The sequence below is a fragment of the Pumilibacter intestinalis genome (genome assembly GCF_943193005.1).
GTDB classification, from domain to species: Bacteria; Bacillota; Clostridia; order Christensenellales; family Pumilibacteraceae; genus Pumilibacter; species Pumilibacter intestinalis.
In genome coordinates this window covers 22281-37999 of sequence record NZ_CALPCH010000013.1, presented here as the reverse complement: position 1 = coordinate 37999, position 15719 = coordinate 22281, and the positions used below count along the sequence as shown (strand labels likewise).

Below are 15719 nucleotides of genomic sequence, written 5' to 3'. Positions count from 1 at the left end.
AGCTTTATAAGCTACTTGCCGAGTTTGGCAAGCTCCTCATGCAGTTTTTTGAGATTTGCACGTTCTATCTCTATCAGCTTTGTAAACGTTTTGAAATACTCCACGTCTACGGGATTGGGCTTTTCACCGTCTACCACGGCTTCGAGCAACACCGACTGACTGCGAGTACGCTTTTTTTCAAGCTCCTCTATTTCCCTTTCGCTGTCGCGTATATCCCGTTTCAATTCGCCTTTTTTAGACATTTTGTATCATCTCACTCCTTAAAAACAGCGGCAACGCCAAAAACGCGCAAAGCCTTTTCGATTACGGTAAAATAATTCTATCACAAATCGAACAAAATTGCAATAAGAAATATATAGTAAAAACATAAAATTTAGCTTTTTAACTAAAATTTCATGCAAAACCGTTGCCAAATTTCATATAATATGCTAAACTATATATAGTGTTAAAAAGATTTGCGACTATTGTCGCAGGCACTATATATAGTAACGGAGGTATTATCATGGAAATCATCAAAAACGGAGACGTAAACGAAGCGGAAGAAGCCGCGGTGCTCGAAATGCTCGGCGAAAAACACGCGGGAGAAGACATATACAAAGTGGAACTTACGCCCAACGGCGAGTATGTAGACGTTAAGTATTACACCCACAAACGCCCTTTCGAGCGCATACGCCGCATCACGGGTTATCTCGTGGGAACGCTCGACCGTTTCAACAACGCCAAAGCCGCCGAAGAACGCGAGCGCGTTAAACACGGATTGGCACGTTAACGAAAACAAGCGAAAAACGCCGCTTACTGCGGCGTTTTTTTATAGCGTAACAACACAGCTAATGCAAAAACGCACGGCAAAGCAATCAAAACGGTAACGGCTATCGGTATAATCACCCAAAGCGGCGAACCGTAGTTGTGTACCGACTTGGGGTTTTGCACCTCGCACAGCGAAAATCGCAGGTCGCTTTCGGGCAATCCGTTTAACGAAAGCGCGTATCCCCTTTCGGTCTTTTCAAAGCCGAAACCGTTGGCGTCCGTTAAATACCGCAGCGTAACGATTTCGATATCGAGCGAGCCGAACGCGCTCCAACGCTTCGCTGGAGAAAGCAAATATTCATAATCGTATACGGGCGGTTCATACCAGCCGTCTATAGAGGGATACAGCGGCGCGCAGACCGAGTTTGTAACCGTCGCGCCCGCGGGCACAACGAGGGAATATTCATACCACCGCATAAGGCGGTCGGCGGGGTTTAATACGTAGTCTATGCCGTGCACGTAATACGCAATTTCGGCGCAAAAGGCTTCCGTAACGGCGTTGTACCAGTCGTCGGGCATAATATTGCCGCTTTCGGGCAATTTGCTCGTTGCGAACTCGTAAAACGACGTCTCGCCCGTATTTACAAGCTCTACTTTGCCGTCTATACATTTTAGTTGCGAGCCGTTCGAATACAAAGTCCACTCGGGCGGCTTTGGTAATGGTTCGCCTACCGTGTAAACGCAAATTTCTTTGCCGTTTTCCGCCCAAAACCCCGCTTTCAATCTATCGCTCAAAGTTTCGCAGCCGTCGTATTCGCTCATTACTATTCTGCGGGTGTCGCTTTTGGGCAGAGTAGCAGAGGCATACGGCGACCAATCGTTGCCGCCCTCGCTCGCAATACCGTGCACTCGGTACGTATAGTAAGTAACCGCGGTTTGAGGCGTAAAAAACCAACGCGAAATTTTTTCGTCGCACAATTTTTCCAGTTCATTTTCCGCGTTGAAATCGTCGCCGTAATACCGCGAGCAGTATGTGTGGCGCAATCTCTTTTCCACAGCCGCACCGTTTACGCAAACGTCGTATCGCTCGGTATCGTCCCACTTTAAGTCGTTTCCGAATTCGCTCGGTTTTCCGAACGGAAACGCCAGTCGCGCGGTAACGGCATGTTCGGTAGGATTGAAAAAGGTATATTCGGCGGTAACCGAGGAGTCGTACTTTTCGAACTCTTCCTCACCCGAAAAATAATCGGGAAACGACGGAATATCAAAAGTAAGTTTTTCGTGCGTTACCTCGAGCGGGCAGTCGCCCCTATGCAAAACGCCCGCGCTCTCCGACTCGCTGTGCCAGTATCTGTCGGCGGAATTGGCAAGCGCAAGGAACGCGCGCGGCAACAAACACAGCGCCGCCGTTACAGCCGCGATAAACGCGAATACGATATACTTTTTCACCCTTGCCGTCATCTTTACATACCTTTCTTTAATTATAACTCAAAAACGCCCGAATGTCAATACCCGAAATTTTCGATACCGTTCAAATTCGGGCGGGCACTTGACTTATAACTTTGTATGCGTTATAATAGTTTGAAATAGGAGAAAACAAAATGGACTACAAGCAGCTCGATAAAAAATGGAACGCTTATTGGGAAAACAACCGCTGTTACGGATTTAACAAAAAGAACGCGGACAAAAAATACTACTCGCTCGAAATGTGGCCGTACCCCTCGGGCGCAAATCTGCACCTCGGGCACTGGTTCAACTTTGCGCCCGCAGACACTTTCGCGCGCTTTAAGAAGATGAGCGGTTACGAACTGTTTCACCCCATGGGTTTCGACGCGTTCGGACTGCCCGCCGAAAATTTCGCCATTAAAACGGGCACGCACCCCAAAGACAACACGCTCAAAAACATAGTTACCATGGAGCGGCAGTTGCGCGATATGGGCGCAACATACGATTGGGAGCACGAGGTGAGCACCTGCTTACCCGAATACTACCGCTGGACTCAGTGGCTTTTTACCGAGCTTTACAAGCACGGGCTTGCCTACCAAAAGAAAGCTCCAGTGAATTGGTGCTCGTCTTGCAACACCGTTATAGCCAACGAGCAGGTTGTGGAGGGCTGTTGCGAGCGTTGCGGCACTGCGGTTGTGCGCAAAGAGATGACTCAGTGGTTCTTTAAGATAACCGAATACGCCGAAGAACTTTTGAACGGGCTGGACAAAATCGACTGGCCCGAAAAGACAAAAACCATGCAACGCAACTGGATAGGCAGAAGCGAGGGCACGGAGATAACTTTCGGACTCGAGGGCGTAAAAGAGGGCTTAACGGTATTTACCACGCGAGCCGACACTCTAATGGGCGTATCGTACGTGGTAGTCGCGCCCGAAAAAGATATAGTAACGAAAATAACCTCGCCCGAGCAAAAAGCCGCCGTTGAAAAGTACCGCGAAGAAACGAGCAAGGCGAGCGATATAGACCGCCTTTCTTCCGCGCGTGAAAAAACGGGCGTGTTCACGGGCGCGTACTGCATACACCCCGTAAGCGGCGAAAAAATACCCGTATGGATAGCGGACTACTGCTTAGGCACATACGGCACGGGCGCGGTAATGGGCGTGCCCGCGCACGACGAACGCGATTTTGCGTTTGCGAAAAAATACGGGCTAAAAGTTAAGCGCGTGATAAAGGCGGCAAACGGAGAAAATACGGAACTCCCCTACTGCGAATACGGCGTTACCGAAAACAGCGGACAATTCGACGGGCTCGGTACGCTCAAAGCAATAAGCGCGATACAAAAATATCTTTCGGAGCAGGGCAAAGGCGGCAAAAAGGTAAACTACCGTTTGCGCGACTGGTCGGTATCGCGCCAGCGTTATTGGGGCACTCCCATACCCGTTATATACTGCCCCGAGCACGGCGCGGTTTGCGTGCCCGAAAAAGACCTGCCCGTAACTCTCCCCTATAACGTGAATTTCACGCCCGACGGCGCGTCGCCGCTGAGAAAGAGCGAAGAATACATGAACGCGGTTTGCCCCGTTTGCGGCAAGCCCGCGCGGCGCGACCCCGACACGCTCGACACCTTCGTGTGCTCGAGTTGGTACTATCTCCGCTACCCCGACAACAAGAACGACAAAGCGGCGTTCGACACCGAGCTTATAAACAAGATGTTGCCCGTAGATAAATATATAGGCGGCGCGGAGCACGCTTGCATGCACCTGCTTTACGCGCGGTTCATCACAAAGGCGTTGCGCGATATGGGTTACGTTAAATTCGACGAGCCGTTTACCTCGCTCGTACACCAAGGGCTTATACTCGGACCGGACGGCTACAAGATGAGCAAAAACCGCGGCAACGTAATAAACCCCGATATTTACGTGGACGAATACGGTTCGGACGTGTTCCGCATGTTCCTTATGTTCCGCTTTGCGTTCACCGAGGGCGGAGCGTGGAGCGACGACGGCATAAAGCCGATAGCCAAATTCCTCGACCGCGTGGAGCGCATTGTGCTCAAGTCGCACGAGTCCGCCAAAAAGAGCAGTCGCAACGCTCAAACTCCCGCCGAAAAGGAACTCGCCTACGCGCTCAACTACTGCATCAAAGCCGTTCGCTCCGATTTGGACGCGTTCTCGTTCAACACCGCGATTGCAAGGCTCATGGAACTTGTGAACGCAATGTACAAGTTCGAGAGCGACAAGGCGTGCGACTACTCTTATCTCGAATACGTTTCGGGCGAACTCGTTAAACTGCTTGCTCCCTTTTGCCCGCACGTTGCGGAAGAACTGCACGAAAAACGCGGCGGCAAAGGCACCGTATTCTCGGAAAGCTATCCCGAGTGCGACGAACGCGCCCTTATAAAAGACCAAGCGGAAATCGCGGTGCAAATCAACAGCAAGCTCAAAGCTCGCATAAACGTGCCCGCAGACGCCGCCGACGAACAGGCAAAAGCAATCGCGCTCGCAAACGCCGACGTAATTGCCGCGCTCGACGGCAAAACGGTAAAAAAAGCAATCTATATAAAAGGCAGACTGCTTAACTTGATAGTATAATTACGGCATAATCTAAAAGGACGCTCAAGCGGCGTCCTTTTTTGATTGCATGTGCTTTTTAAGTTCTATGATATTTCTTTGCAACAGCGGCGGCATGTTTTCAGCGCAAAAGCCGTTCAGGCGGTCGAGCGCGGCGTCGTTATCGCCAGAGAGCGACAGGCGCATAGCCTCTATCGCCGCTCGGCTCGCGCACGCCGAATCACTTACGGATTTGTTTTTGCTCTCGCAATATTTTTCGAGAGCGTTAATTGCCTTAGGGTAATTTATTTCGAAATACTTTTCGTCGCCGAGCATGTAGTACGCCTTGCAAAACAGTATCGAAGCGTCGGCTTTCGCTCCGTCGCCCGCCGCGACTATGGCGTCGGATGCGGCGATTTCGGCTTCGCGGTATTTGCCAAGGCACAAAAGCGCGTATGCGTACTGCACCGAAATCATGCCGCGCACGCTTCCGAAATACGCCCTCTTTGCGAGTTTGCGCAGCCTTACCGACAGCTCTTCGATTTTGCACTCGTTATTCCCCATCCTTTCGCACTGCGAGTCTACGAGCTTTACGGCGTAGGCGCAAGATGCGGCGTATGAAGCGATAAAGAGCACGCACAGCCCCGCAATTCTCAAAACGAAATCGACTGTGGCTTGAGTGTAAAGACAGGTTGCCGCAATGCCCGCCGCAACCGCAAGGGTCATAAACGAAAATACTATCGCGCTCTTAACGTACGAAAATATAACGAGTATCACTCGAGTACCGCCTTGATACGGCGCACTCCCGCGGAAGAAGATTGCTCTTTCACAATGCGGAAACGCCCGAGCTCGCCCGTGCGGGCGGCGTGAGGTCCGCCGCAAATTTCCTTGCTGAATTTGCCCATTGTGTAAACTTTTACTTTCTCGCCGTACTTGCTCGCAAACAGTCCCACCGCGCCCGCGGCTTTCGCCTCGTCTACAGTCATCTCCTCGCACACTACGGGCACGTCGGCTTGTATCGCCTCGTTAACGAGCTTTTCCACCTCCGCCAACTCCTCGGGCGTGAGTGCGCGACCGAACGTGAAATCGAAGCGCAAACGCTCCGCGGTTATGTTGCTCCCCTTTTGGTTTACGTTCTCGTCGTTAAGCACGGTTTTGAGCGCGCGGTGCATAAGGTGCGTGGCGGTGTGAAGGCGTGCCGTGGCTTCGGTGTTGTCGGCAAGTCCGCCCTTGAAACGCTGTTCCGCGCCCGCCTGACTCTTGAGTCTGTGTTCCTCGAACAGCTTTTCGAAATCGGCGCGGTTTATCTTGAGTCCGCGCTCGGCGGCAAGCTCCTCGGTCATCTCTATGGGAAATCCGTACGTGTCGTACAGCTTAAAGCACGCCTTGCCCGAAACGGTGTCGCCCACAAGATAGCCGCACAGTTTTTCGAACTCGCGAATACCAGAGGTAAGCGTTTTTTCGAAGCGTTCTTCTTCGTGCGATATCTCTTCTCTTATTTTATCCGCCGCCGCTGTAAGTTCGGGATAGGCTTTTTCGTATCGCTTTATCACAGCCGCCGCAACCTCGGTTATATCCCCTTTGTTCATGCCGAGCTGTTTTATATAGCGTATGGCTCTGCGCAAAAGGCGGCGCAAAATGTAGCCTTGGTCCACGTTGGAGCAGGTTATGCCCTTTTCGTCGCCTATCATAAACACCGACGTGCGCACGTGGTCGGCTATTATGCGCATTGCGCGGGTGTCGGCTTCGTTCTCGCCGTACTTTTTTGCGGCGAGTTTTTCTATTCGGGCTATAACGGGCACGAACAAATCGGTTTCGTACACGCTCTTTTTGCCTTGCAAAATGCAAAGCGTGCGCTCGAGTCCCATGCCCGTATCCACGTTCTTGCGGGCAAGCGGCTCGAACTTTCCTTCGGCGGTTTTATTGTATTGCATGAACACGTCGTTCCAAATTTCGAGATAGTGCCCGCAGTCGCACGCAGGTGAGCAGTCCGCCCCGCACGGCTCGCCGCGCAGTATAAACATCTCGGTGTCGGGTCCGCAAGGTCCGGTTTTGCCGGCGGGTCCCCACCAATTGTTTTCTTTGGGAAGGAAGAACACGCGCTCGGGTTTTATTCCGCACTCAATCCATATTTTCGCGCTCTCGTCGTCGCGCGGGCAGTCCTCGTTGCCCGCAAACACCGATACGGCAAGCCTGTCGGGGTCGAGCCCGAGATATTTTTCGCTCGTTAGGAACTCGTAACTCCAGCGTATCATATCCTGCTTGAAATAATCTCCCAAGCTCCAATTGCCGAGCATTTCGAAAAACGTGCAGTGGCTGCTGTCGCCCACCTCGTCTATATCGCCCGTGCGAACGCACTTTTGCACGTCGGCAAGGCGTTTGCCCGCGGGATGAGGTTCGCCCAAAAGATAGGGCACGAGCGGGTGCATGCCCGCGGTGGTAAAGAGCACCGTGGGGTCGTTCTCGGGAATAAGAGACGCCGAAGGAATTACGGCGTGTCCCTTTTCGCGGTAGAAATCGAGCCACATTTCGCGCAAATCGTCAGACGTGATATCTTTCCTGTTTTTCATGTAAGTATCCTCTTTTATATCGTAAAAACTTCTTTTATTTTCAAGTAAACTTCGGCGGGACTGTCGGCTTTATACTCCGCTTCCGAAAGCGTTTCGCTCGCGCCGAAACCGTACGCCGCCGCAATAACTTTTACTCCCGCTTTGTGCCCGCCCTCTATATCGAAGCGGGTATCTCCCACCATTACGTTGCTATCCCCGAGCGACGCCGCGGTTATAAAATCCGCCTTGTCGCAACTTACCGTGGTAAAATCCGCCGCGCACACTTTATCGAAATAGCCGCTCAAATCGTGCTTGCGCAAAAGATAGCGCACCATTTCGAGCGGTTTGCTCGAAGCTATGGTAAGAACGTATCCGTCGGCTTTGAGCTTGTCCAAAAGCTCTTTCATGCCGCCGTACGGGCAAGACTTGTCTATGCCTACGCTTTTGTAGCGTTCGCGGTACAACTCCACCCCCAGCTTAGACCGCTCTTCGTCCAAGCCCACAATCTCGTTAAAGGCGTAGAACAGCGACGGTCCTATAAACAAATTCATCTTTTCGTCGGGAAAATCTTTCACCCCGAGTTTATCGAGAGCGTAACGGGCGGTGTCGCGTATGCCCTCGCCAGTATCGAAAAGAGTTCCGTCGAAATCGAATATAACGCAGCGTTTAGTCATGCTGTTTTTCCTCTTTGAGTTCGGATTTGTGAGTTTTGTAATAGTCGAGCGTTTTGTTAATAGCAGTGCTCAAAGCGGTGAACTTGAACTGCCCTATCTCGCCCAAGAGTTTGCTTACGTCGGCGGTGAGTTCTTTTTGCTCGTCTTTGCCTATTTCCACGATTATATCGCGGTCGTTCTTTTTGGCGTAGGCTTTGGCTTTCTTCGCAAAATCCGACAGCCGAGCCGCTACGGGCGAGGCTACGTTGTATATTCCGCGCGGGTAGTCGTTGTTTATGAAAAGCGCGATTATCTTGCAAACGTCTTCGGAGTAAATGACCGATACCGTCTTATCTCCGCGTAAAGTTATCTGCTTTTTCTTGCCCGCAACCGCAGGCGCGAGTATTTCGGTAATGGCGTTGTCGGCACGCAACGCGCCCGCTCCGAACGCGCCGAACAGCCGCAAAACGGTGCTCATATTGTCTTTGCTCGCGAGCGAGTTCACGAGATATCTGCCCAAGCCGTTGCCGAACACGGGCGCGCATTTCTCGAAATCGTCTTCGCGGTAGTTTTCGGCACAGCCGCGCGGCGCGGCGTCGGAGCAGTCGCTTACCGCTATGAGCTTTTTCACTCCGCTTCTCGCCGCGGCATGCTGAATGTTTTTGAAAGCGATTAGGTCGTCTGCCGCATCCGTGTTTTCGCAGAGAACTTTGTGCTTTGCCGCAAGGTGCAAAACCGCGTCGAATTTATTTTGCGAGAAAAGTTCGGATACTTCTTCGTAAACCGAAAAATCGATTTCTTCCGAGGCGGGCGCAACGATATCGTATTTCTTTTTATAAGTCTTTACGAATTCCGCGCCTATAAATCCGCCGCCCGTTACAAGTATCTTTTTCATAGCTTCGCTCCTTGAAAATCGTTTTACTTCTTCTTGTTGTATGCGTCCTTAAGCCCTACTATACGATTGAACACAAGTCCGTCTTCTTTAGAGTCGCGGCAAAAGTATCCCTGCCGCATAAACTGGTACGAGTCGCCCTTTTTCGCGCTCGCAAGATACTCTTCCGCATATCCGTGTTTTACCACGAGCGACTCGGGGTTGAGCCTATCGTTAAAGTCGGGCGCGGTGTCGTCGGCGATGAGCAGATAGTCGTAAAGCCTGAGTTCGGCTTTAACGGCTTTACAGTTCACCCAATGTATCACGCCTTTAACCTTTATGCCGCTGTTGTCTTCGCCGCTGCGAGTGCCCTCTATTATTTCGGCGTGCACGCGCTCCACGTTTTCGGGCGTGCCGTCGTAACCGGTGCACTTTATTATATATCCGCTCTTAAGGCGCACCGTGCCGCCCGGAGTGAGCCGCTTGTATTTGGGCGGAGGAACAACCTCGAAATCGCCGCGCTCTATAAATATATGCTTGGTAAGCTCGATTGTGCGGCTTCCTTTATCCGGCTCGAACTGATTTATTTCGAAATCCAGCTTTTCGCAAAAATCTTCGGGCACGTTGTCCAAAACGAGTTCGAGCGGGTCGAGCACCGCCATTGCTCGCGGAGCGGTTGCGTTAAGCTCTTCGCGTATGCAACTCTCGAGCTGCCCCACCTCCACCTCGCTGTTGGCTTTGGCTACGCCTATGCGCTCGCAAAATTCGCGAATCGACGCTGGAGTGTATCCCCGCCTGCGCAGTCCCGCAATCGTCGGCATGCGGGGGTCGTCCCAGCCCGAAACAAACCCTTCGTCTACCAGTTTTTTGAGATAGCGTTTGCTCATTATCATGCGCTCTATGTTGAGCCGCGCAAACTCGTACTGATGCGGCGGATGCGGGAACATATCGCCGCATTCGCGGAGCACCCAATCGTAAAGCGGGCGGTGGTCCTCGAACTCGAGCGTGCAAACGCTGTGGCTTATGTTTTCAACCGCGTCCTCTATGGGGTGCGCGAAATCGTACATGGGATACACGCACCATTTGTCGCCCTGACGGTGATGACGCGCCTTGAGCACGCGGTAAATTATGGGGTCGCGCATGTTTATGTTGGGACTCGCCATATCAATCTTTGCTCTGAGCACAAGTGCGCCGTCGGCTATCTTGCCCGCCCGCATATCTTCGAAAAGCGCGAGGCTTTCGGCAACGGGACGATTGCGGTATTTGCTTTCTACGCCCGGCTCGGTGAGCGTTCCGCGCATCTTTTTCATATCTTCGGGCGAAATATCGTCTATATACGCTTTGCCGCGCTCTATGAGCGTTACAGCCGCGCGATACATCACCTCGAAATAGTCGGACGCGAAAAATATTTCACCGTCCCACCCCAGCCACCGCGCGTCCTCTATTATGGACTGCACGTATTCGTCTTCTTCTTTAACGGGATTTGTGTCGTCGAAACGAAGATTGCATTTGCCGCCGTATTTGCGTGCCAAGCCCACGTTTAAGCATATCGCCTTAGCGTGCCCTATGTGCAAATATCCGTTAGGCTCGGGCGGAAAGCGAGTTGTAATTTCGGTTTCGCGCCCATGCGCAAGGTCGGCTTCGATTATTTCTTCTATAAAGTTCGCCATATTCTAAAAGAGTCCTTTTATGATACCGTTGTTTATGCTCATGTTTTGCGCGTTGGGCGTTTTGCTAAGCCCCGGCATAAGCAGAATATCGCCCGCGAGCGCAACTATGAACTCCGCGCCCGAACGCACAGTTAAGTCGCGCACTCTGATTGTAAAGTTTTCGGGTCTGCCCAAAAGTTTCGCGTCGTCCGAAAGAGAATACTGCGTTTTCGCTATGCACACGGGATAGCGTTCCCACTCCGTGCCCTTTATCTTCTTCAGCACGGCTTGCGCCGCAGGCTCGAACTCCGCGTCTTTCGCGCCGTACACCCGCTTAGCCACTTTGCGTATCTTTTCTTCCGTAGAGTCGGAAAGCTCGTAGCAGTAAGTAAATTCTTTGTCGGGCATGGCGCACAGCTCTTTTACCTTTCGGGCAAGCTCTATGCCGCCTTTGCCGCCCTCGCCCCACACCGTTACGCAAACTACGTCCGCGCCGAGCTTTAAGCACGCCCGTTTCACTATTTCCACCTCTTCGTCGGTATCCGAAACAAAGCGGTTTATTGCCACAACGCACTTGCGCGAGTAAATTTGCTTTATGTTTTCAACGTGCTTTATCAGGTTGCCGAGTCCCGAACGCAAAGCCTCGTCGTCGCGCTCGGACAGAGTTTCTTTGCTCTTGCCGCCCGCGCACTTGAGAGCGCGAACGGTTGCAACCACCACCACCGCTTCGGGCTTAATCCCCGCCGCGCGGCACTTTATATCGAGGAACTTTTCCGCTCCGAGGTCCGCGCCGAAACCCGCCTCGGTAACAACGTAGTCGGCGTAGTGCATAGCCGTGCGCGTAGCCGTAATGCTGTTGCACCCGTGCGCAATGTTCGCAAACGGTCCGCCGTGCACAAACGCGGGCACTCCCTCGAGAGTTTGCACGAGGTTGGGCGAAACCGCGTCTTTGAGCAGTATGGTCATCGCCTCTTCCGCCTTTAAGTCGCGGCAGTATACGGGCTTGTCCTCTTTGTCGTAGCCCACGATTATGTTGCCCAATCTGCGCTTGAGGTCGGATATATCGTTACTTAAGCAAAGAGCCGCCATTACCTCGCTTGCGGCGGTTATGTCAAACGAGTCGTCGCGGTCGTTGTATTTGAGTCCGCAACGAATAAATCTCAGCGCACGGTCGTTCATATCCAAACAGCGGTGAAAGGTTACACGCTCTATGCCGAGCTCGTTGCCGAAATACATGTGATTGTCTATCATTGCGGCAAGCAGATTATTTGCGGCGGTTATGGCGTGCAGGTCGCCCGTAAAGTGCAGATTGATATCGTCCATGGGCGCAATCTGCGCGTACCCGCCGCCCGTTGCTCCGCCCTTAATTCCGAATACCGGTCCGAGCGACGGCTCGCGAAGCGCAAGGCATACTTTGAGCCCGATTTGCTTCATTGCGTCGGCAAGCCCTATGCTCACCGTAGTTTTGCCCTCGCCCGCCGCGGTGGGATTTATAGCCGTTACGAGCACCACTTTGCCGTTGCCCTTTTGCGGCTTTACTTTTGCCATGTAGTCGCCGTAAAGGTGCAAGTCCTTTCGCTCTATGCCTATAGACTTCGCAACCTCTTCTATGGGCTTAAGTTCGGCTTCGCTCGCTATCTCTATATCGGTTTTCATATTCTAACCTGCCTCCTCAGCATTTGAAATTTATTTCGTCGCTCTTTATTTCCATGCCGCCGTCCGCCTCTGCAAAGCCGAACTTTTTCCAGTACTCGCTCGCGCTTTCCACCCGCACCGTAATGGGGTTCATGCAACGGCACACGTGCAGTATCGAGCGGTTCATTACGTCGCGATAGCTTTCGCTTATATCGCCGTATACGCCCTTGATAAGCACCTTTGCACCCGCGAGCGAAAGTATTCCCGCGGCTTTGGGGCCGTCCTCGTCGAGCACGAACACCCTGTCGAACTCGCTCGCTTCCGCACCCAGCTTGCGGCATATTTCCCGCGCATGTTCGGCGTAATATTCTTTTACCGTAAACACTGCTCGTCCTCCTCATTGTTCGCCGCGCTCGCGCCGCAACCTACTTTAACGAGTACCGCCGCCGCCGTGAAAAACGCCGCGGTAACGCAACAAACTATAGCCGCCGCAACCGCCGCGGGCACGCGGCTTGCTATAAGCATAACCGCGCAACAAAACGCAACGCCCGCGCCGAGCCCCAACGACTTTATGCAGTTTACGAGAGTGTAATATTTGCCGGGCGTGCACCCCGAAACCTCGCGAGCCGCGGAGTCGCTCATTGCACAACTCTTAATGCCCAAGCCTATGCTCAAGCCGCACACAACCGAGTGCGCGTACAACATGGGCGCAACGGCGGCAGGCAACGCGCCGAGAATTAAAATCACCGAAAGCCCCGCCGAAAGCGCGAACAGCAATGCGGAAATCGAAATAAACCAAACGGAGCACTTTCCCGCTCCGAAATTTTTGAGTTTGGAAAGCGCCACGCACGCGGCTACGGCAAGCGCGGCGGATATCACAACGCCCAACCAAAACGAGTAACCCCGCCAATAAGCCGACAGTAAAAACGTGGGCAAAGCCGCGGCGCAAAACGCAACGGCGGCGTATACGAAAAACGTACCGAGCGCAAACAGCTTAACCGCTCCGAATTTGAGCGGCGAAACGAACCGCGTGTAGTTTCGCTTAAAACTGCGCTTGTGCTTTGGCTCGAGCCTTATAAACGCGGGCATGGAGCGCACGGTGGAGAAATACACCGACGCGAGCGACAGCATGGAAACTATAGCCGAACACGCCGCAATCGCCCCCACTCTCTCGCGCGAGCCGTCGAACAGTAAAAACACCGCGGCGGCAATCAACAGAGAGCTTCCGAGCGCGAAAGCGGTTTTGAGCGTTACCGCAGTGCCGCTCCTGTCGAACCTTATGCCCACCGCAAAAAACGTGTAAGCGAATATCTGTGCCGCCGCCGAGTGCAAAAACACCAAGCCCACAACGGCAAACGCGTGCGCCACGTAGTGCCAATCTCCTATACCGTACATAAGCACGAACGAAATCGAACACACTGCCGACGAAAGCGCGAGCGCAAGATGATATCTGCCCGTGCCTATGGCGGTGTTGCCGTTCACGAACGCGTAGCACAGCGGCATTACGAGCACCGAAAGAATGATACCTGCGGGAACGCACGCCAAAAGCAACACGGTATTTACGTGCGAAAACAAAAACGGGAACAACAGCAAAAATGCGATTTCCGTGGAAAACGCAAGCCCGCCCGCTCCGTAAAGAATTTTGCCTGCGGTCGGCACGGCCTTTTTTTGTCCTTTGCCTGTAGACACGCTATTATTTTATACCTTTTGCCATGCTTTCGTCAATCGCTTTTCGGGCAACATGAAAATAATGTTTGTTTTATTTTCGCAACAGCCGCCTTACGTGTTCCATGCAGGGGATTGCCACGTCGGGCTACGCCCTCCTCGCAATGACATGGAAACCGCAATGACGGGTATGCACATTGTCATTGCGAGGAACTTTAGTTCCCGAAGCAATCCCCCTCGGCTCACTTGTCATTGCGAGGAAACTTGTTTCCGAAGCAATCCCATTCATGAGAAAACAACAGCAACTATACCGTCCTCATGCCCGAGATTGCCGCGCTCGTTACACTCGCTCGCAATGACGGTTCGATAATGCTTGTCCTTGCGAGGAACTTTAGTTCCGACACAATCCCCCTCGGCTCACTTGTCATTGCGAGGAAACTCGTTTCCGAAGCAATCCCATTCATGAGAAACGCAAACGCTATTTTGTAAAGATTTTTACTATTTGTAAAACTTTATCTTGCTCGTCAAGCGGCACTTTACGAAAAGTATCTATCAACAAAATTTCATTTTGCGACTTATCGCCCGCATCAACGCCTGAATAAAACTCCGTCATTGACATCTTAAATGCTTCACATGCTTTCGCAATTGACTTAGCACTCGGATTATTACCGTTCTTTTGATACCAAGAATAAACTGCCTTATTCGAAATCCCGATTTCTTCAGCCAATTTATTTATAGTCCAACCGCGTTCAATTCTAAGCATGTCTATACGTTCTTTTTCAGTCATAAAGTTTTGCCTATAATCAGTCAATCTCTAAATCTTCGGAACGAAAAACATCATCGTCCAAAAATTCATAAATACTTATATTAAATCCTCGCGCAAGTTTATATATTGTCGATAAGACAATTGAACGATTTTTACCCTTCATTATCCTATCCATTGCCCCATGATACACTCCAGACTTTTGCTCAAGCCGATATATAGTTATATCCTTTTCTTTCAAAAGTTTGGATATTCTTTTTGCCACTGCATCATTTGTCGTCATCTTCTTTTCCTATAATCAATCAATTTCTAAGTCTTCAGAACGAAAAACGTCATCATTCAAAAATTCACAAATCCCCATATTAAAACCACGAGCAAGTTTGAAAGTTGTAGATAGTTCAATGGTATGATTTATGCCTTTCATTATTCTATCCATAACACCGTGATATACTCCTGACTTTTGTTCAAGTCTATATAATGTAATGCCTCGCTCTTTTAATAATTTTTTTATTCTCGCAGCAACAGCATCATTAGTTGTCAATTTCATTACCTCTATATTGTTACTTTATGTCTTTTACATATGTATTATAAACGATATACCCATTAAAAATACGCCTTTCAATTACATTCTATTAAATGCGCATTTATTTTATGTATTTATAAATACATATTTGATTGCCTTATTTTGTTCTTCATGCTATAATGCTTTTGAGGTCTAAAATGATAGTTGCATTTATAGGTCATAGATATACCGATATTACGCCACAATTAAAAACTCGATTGCTTGAAACAATCGAGTCGCTTATCGTAAACGAAAAAGCCGATACGTTTTTATTCGGGAGTAAAAGCGAATTTAACGATATCTGCTACGAAACCGTTACGCTACTGAAAAACAAGTACCCGCATATCAAACGAATATATGTACGCGGCGAATACGAGTATATTCACGACGATTACCGCAACTATCTGCTCACTTTATATGAAGACACTTTCTATCCTGTAGAGGTGCATAACGCGGGTTACAGAGCATACGTAAAACGCAATAAAGTTATGATTGATATGTGCGATAAACTTGTTGTGTATTATAACGAGAGATACCGACTCAAAAACAGAGCGAGCGGAACCGAAATATCCGTGGAATACGCCGCAAAAAAGAAAAAACCGATTTGTAATATTTTTAAGGAGCTATAAT

Annotated in this window: 16 protein-coding genes; 3 read left to right on the top strand and 13 right to left on the bottom strand. The window is 50.8% G+C overall.

The genetic code is table 11. From position 1 onward, the window contains the following. Positions 1–11: 11 nt before the first annotated feature. Positions 12–242 (bottom strand): hypothetical protein, encoded by a 231-nt coding sequence (locus tag NFR55_RS07420; protein WP_251547849.1) that lies wholly within the window; start codon positions 240–242, stop codon positions 12–14. A gap of 260 nt (positions 243–502) precedes the next feature. Between NFR55_RS07420 and nrdD the strand changes: the two genes are divergently transcribed. Beyond that, on the top strand, positions 503–769 hold the full coding sequence (gene nrdD, locus NFR55_RS07415) for an anaerobic ribonucleoside-triphosphate reductase (RefSeq protein ID WP_251547847.1): 267 nt from the start codon (positions 503–505) through the stop codon (positions 767–769). A 23-nt stretch (positions 770–792) separates the two neighbouring features. Here nrdD and NFR55_RS07410 read toward each other — a convergent pair whose 3' ends face one another. Next, complete coding sequence (locus NFR55_RS07410; RefSeq protein ID WP_251547845.1) at positions 793–2196, bottom strand: hypothetical protein; 1404 nt, start codon at positions 2194–2196, stop codon at positions 793–795. Positions 2197–2348: 152 nt separating this feature from the next. On the opposite strand from NFR55_RS07410, the gene leuS reads away from it, so the two are divergent. Continuing rightward, the gene (gene leuS, locus NFR55_RS07405; protein WP_251547843.1) at positions 2349–4784 is read left to right on the top strand and encodes a leucine--tRNA ligase; all 2436 of its coding nucleotides are present in this window, start codon (positions 2349–2351) and stop codon (positions 4782–4784) included. A 24-nt stretch (positions 4785–4808) separates the two neighbouring features. Here leuS and NFR55_RS07400 read toward each other — a convergent pair whose 3' ends face one another. The 11 genes from NFR55_RS07400 to NFR55_RS07350 all read right to left on the bottom strand — a co-directional run bounded on the left by NFR55_RS07400 (position 4809) and on the right by NFR55_RS07350 (position 15074). After that, the gene (locus tag NFR55_RS07400; RefSeq protein WP_251547841.1) at positions 4809–5519 is read right to left on the bottom strand and encodes a hypothetical protein; all 711 of its coding nucleotides are present in this window, start codon (positions 5517–5519) and stop codon (positions 4809–4811) included. Next, positions 5516–7312: an alanine--tRNA ligase gene (locus NFR55_RS07395; RefSeq protein WP_251547839.1), complete on the bottom strand. Its 1797-nt coding sequence runs from the start codon at positions 7310–7312 to the stop codon at positions 5516–5518. The genes NFR55_RS07400 and NFR55_RS07395 overlap by 4 nt, the downstream gene beginning before the upstream one ends. A gap of 14 nt (positions 7313–7326) precedes the next feature. Next, entirely contained in the window at positions 7327–7965 is a 639-nt protein-coding gene (locus NFR55_RS07390) for an HAD family hydrolase (RefSeq protein WP_251547837.1), read from the bottom strand. Next, positions 7958–8839: an NAD-dependent epimerase/dehydratase family protein gene (locus tag NFR55_RS07385; protein ID WP_251547836.1), complete on the bottom strand. Its 882-nt coding sequence runs from the start codon at positions 8837–8839 to the stop codon at positions 7958–7960. The genes NFR55_RS07390 and NFR55_RS07385 overlap by 8 nt, the downstream gene beginning before the upstream one ends. Before the next feature lie 23 nt (positions 8840–8862). After that, positions 8863–10485 (bottom strand): glutamine--tRNA ligase/YqeY domain fusion protein, encoded by a 1623-nt coding sequence (locus NFR55_RS07380; RefSeq protein WP_251547834.1) that lies wholly within the window; start codon positions 10483–10485, stop codon positions 8863–8865. A 3-nt stretch (positions 10486–10488) separates the two neighbouring features. After that, positions 10489–12120, bottom strand: coding sequence for a formate--tetrahydrofolate ligase (locus NFR55_RS07375; protein WP_251547832.1), 1632 nt, complete (start codon positions 12118–12120; stop codon positions 10489–10491). Between the two features lie 16 nt (positions 12121–12136). After that, a complete protein-coding gene (locus NFR55_RS07370; protein ID WP_251547830.1) occupies positions 12137–12484 on the bottom strand; it encodes a hypothetical protein in 348 nt (115 codons plus the stop codon). Beyond that, complete coding sequence (locus NFR55_RS07365; protein WP_251547829.1) at positions 12472–13788, bottom strand: hypothetical protein; 1317 nt, start codon at positions 13786–13788, stop codon at positions 12472–12474. The genes NFR55_RS07370 and NFR55_RS07365 overlap by 13 nt, the downstream gene beginning before the upstream one ends. Before the next feature lie 454 nt (positions 13789–14242). Then, positions 14243–14551 (bottom strand): helix-turn-helix domain-containing protein, encoded by a 309-nt coding sequence (locus NFR55_RS07360; protein WP_251547826.1) that lies wholly within the window; start codon positions 14549–14551, stop codon positions 14243–14245. Positions 14552–14567: 16 nt separating this feature from the next. Further along, the gene (locus NFR55_RS07355; RefSeq protein WP_251547824.1) at positions 14568–14810 is read right to left on the bottom strand and encodes a helix-turn-helix domain-containing protein; all 243 of its coding nucleotides are present in this window, start codon (positions 14808–14810) and stop codon (positions 14568–14570) included. 15 nt (positions 14811–14825) lie between these two features. Next, positions 14826–15074, bottom strand: a complete 249-nt coding sequence (locus NFR55_RS07350; RefSeq protein WP_251547822.1) for a helix-turn-helix domain-containing protein — start codon at positions 15072–15074, stop codon at positions 14826–14828. A 173-nt stretch (positions 15075–15247) separates the two neighbouring features. Here NFR55_RS07350 and NFR55_RS07345 point away from each other — a divergent pair, with 173 nt between their 5' ends. Next, positions 15248–15718: a hypothetical protein gene (locus NFR55_RS07345; RefSeq protein WP_251547820.1), complete on the top strand. Its 471-nt coding sequence runs from the start codon at positions 15248–15250 to the stop codon at positions 15716–15718. The last annotated feature ends 1 nt before the right edge of the window (position 15719 follow it).

Coding starts and splice junctions, on each gene's coding strand:
- NFR55_RS07375 (WP_251547832.1), bottom strand. CDS start 12,120: ATGAAAACCGATATAGAGATAGCGAGCGAAGCCGAACTTAAGCCCATA.
- NFR55_RS07355 (WP_251547824.1), bottom strand. CDS start 14,810: ATGACGACAAATGATGCAGTGGCAAAAAGAATATCCAAACTTTTGAAA.
- NFR55_RS07390 (WP_251547837.1), bottom strand. CDS start 7,965: ATGACTAAACGCTGCGTTATATTCGATTTCGACGGAACTCTTTTCGAT.
- NFR55_RS07345 (WP_251547820.1), top strand. CDS start 15,248: ATGATAGTTGCATTTATAGGTCATAGATATACCGATATTACGCCACAA.
- nrdD (WP_251547847.1), top strand. CDS start 503: ATGGAAATCATCAAAAACGGAGACGTAAACGAAGCGGAAGAAGCCGCG.
- NFR55_RS07360 (WP_251547826.1), bottom strand. CDS start 14,551: ATGACTGAAAAAGAACGTATAGACATGCTTAGAATTGAACGCGGTTGG.
- NFR55_RS07385 (WP_251547836.1), bottom strand. CDS start 8,839: ATGAAAAAGATACTTGTAACGGGCGGCGGATTTATAGGCGCGGAATTC.
- NFR55_RS07380 (WP_251547834.1), bottom strand. CDS start 10,485: ATGGCGAACTTTATAGAAGAAATAATCGAAGCCGACCTTGCGCATGGG.
- NFR55_RS07350 (WP_251547822.1), bottom strand. CDS start 15,074: ATGAAATTGACAACTAATGATGCTGTTGCTGCGAGAATAAAAAAATTA.
- NFR55_RS07420 (WP_251547849.1), bottom strand. CDS start 242: ATGTCTAAAAAAGGCGAATTGAAACGGGATATACGCGACAGCGAAAGG.
- NFR55_RS07395 (WP_251547839.1), bottom strand. CDS start 7,312: ATGAAAAACAGGAAAGATATCACGTCTGACGATTTGCGCGAAATGTGG.
- leuS (WP_251547843.1), top strand. CDS start 2,349: ATGGACTACAAGCAGCTCGATAAAAAATGGAACGCTTATTGGGAAAAC.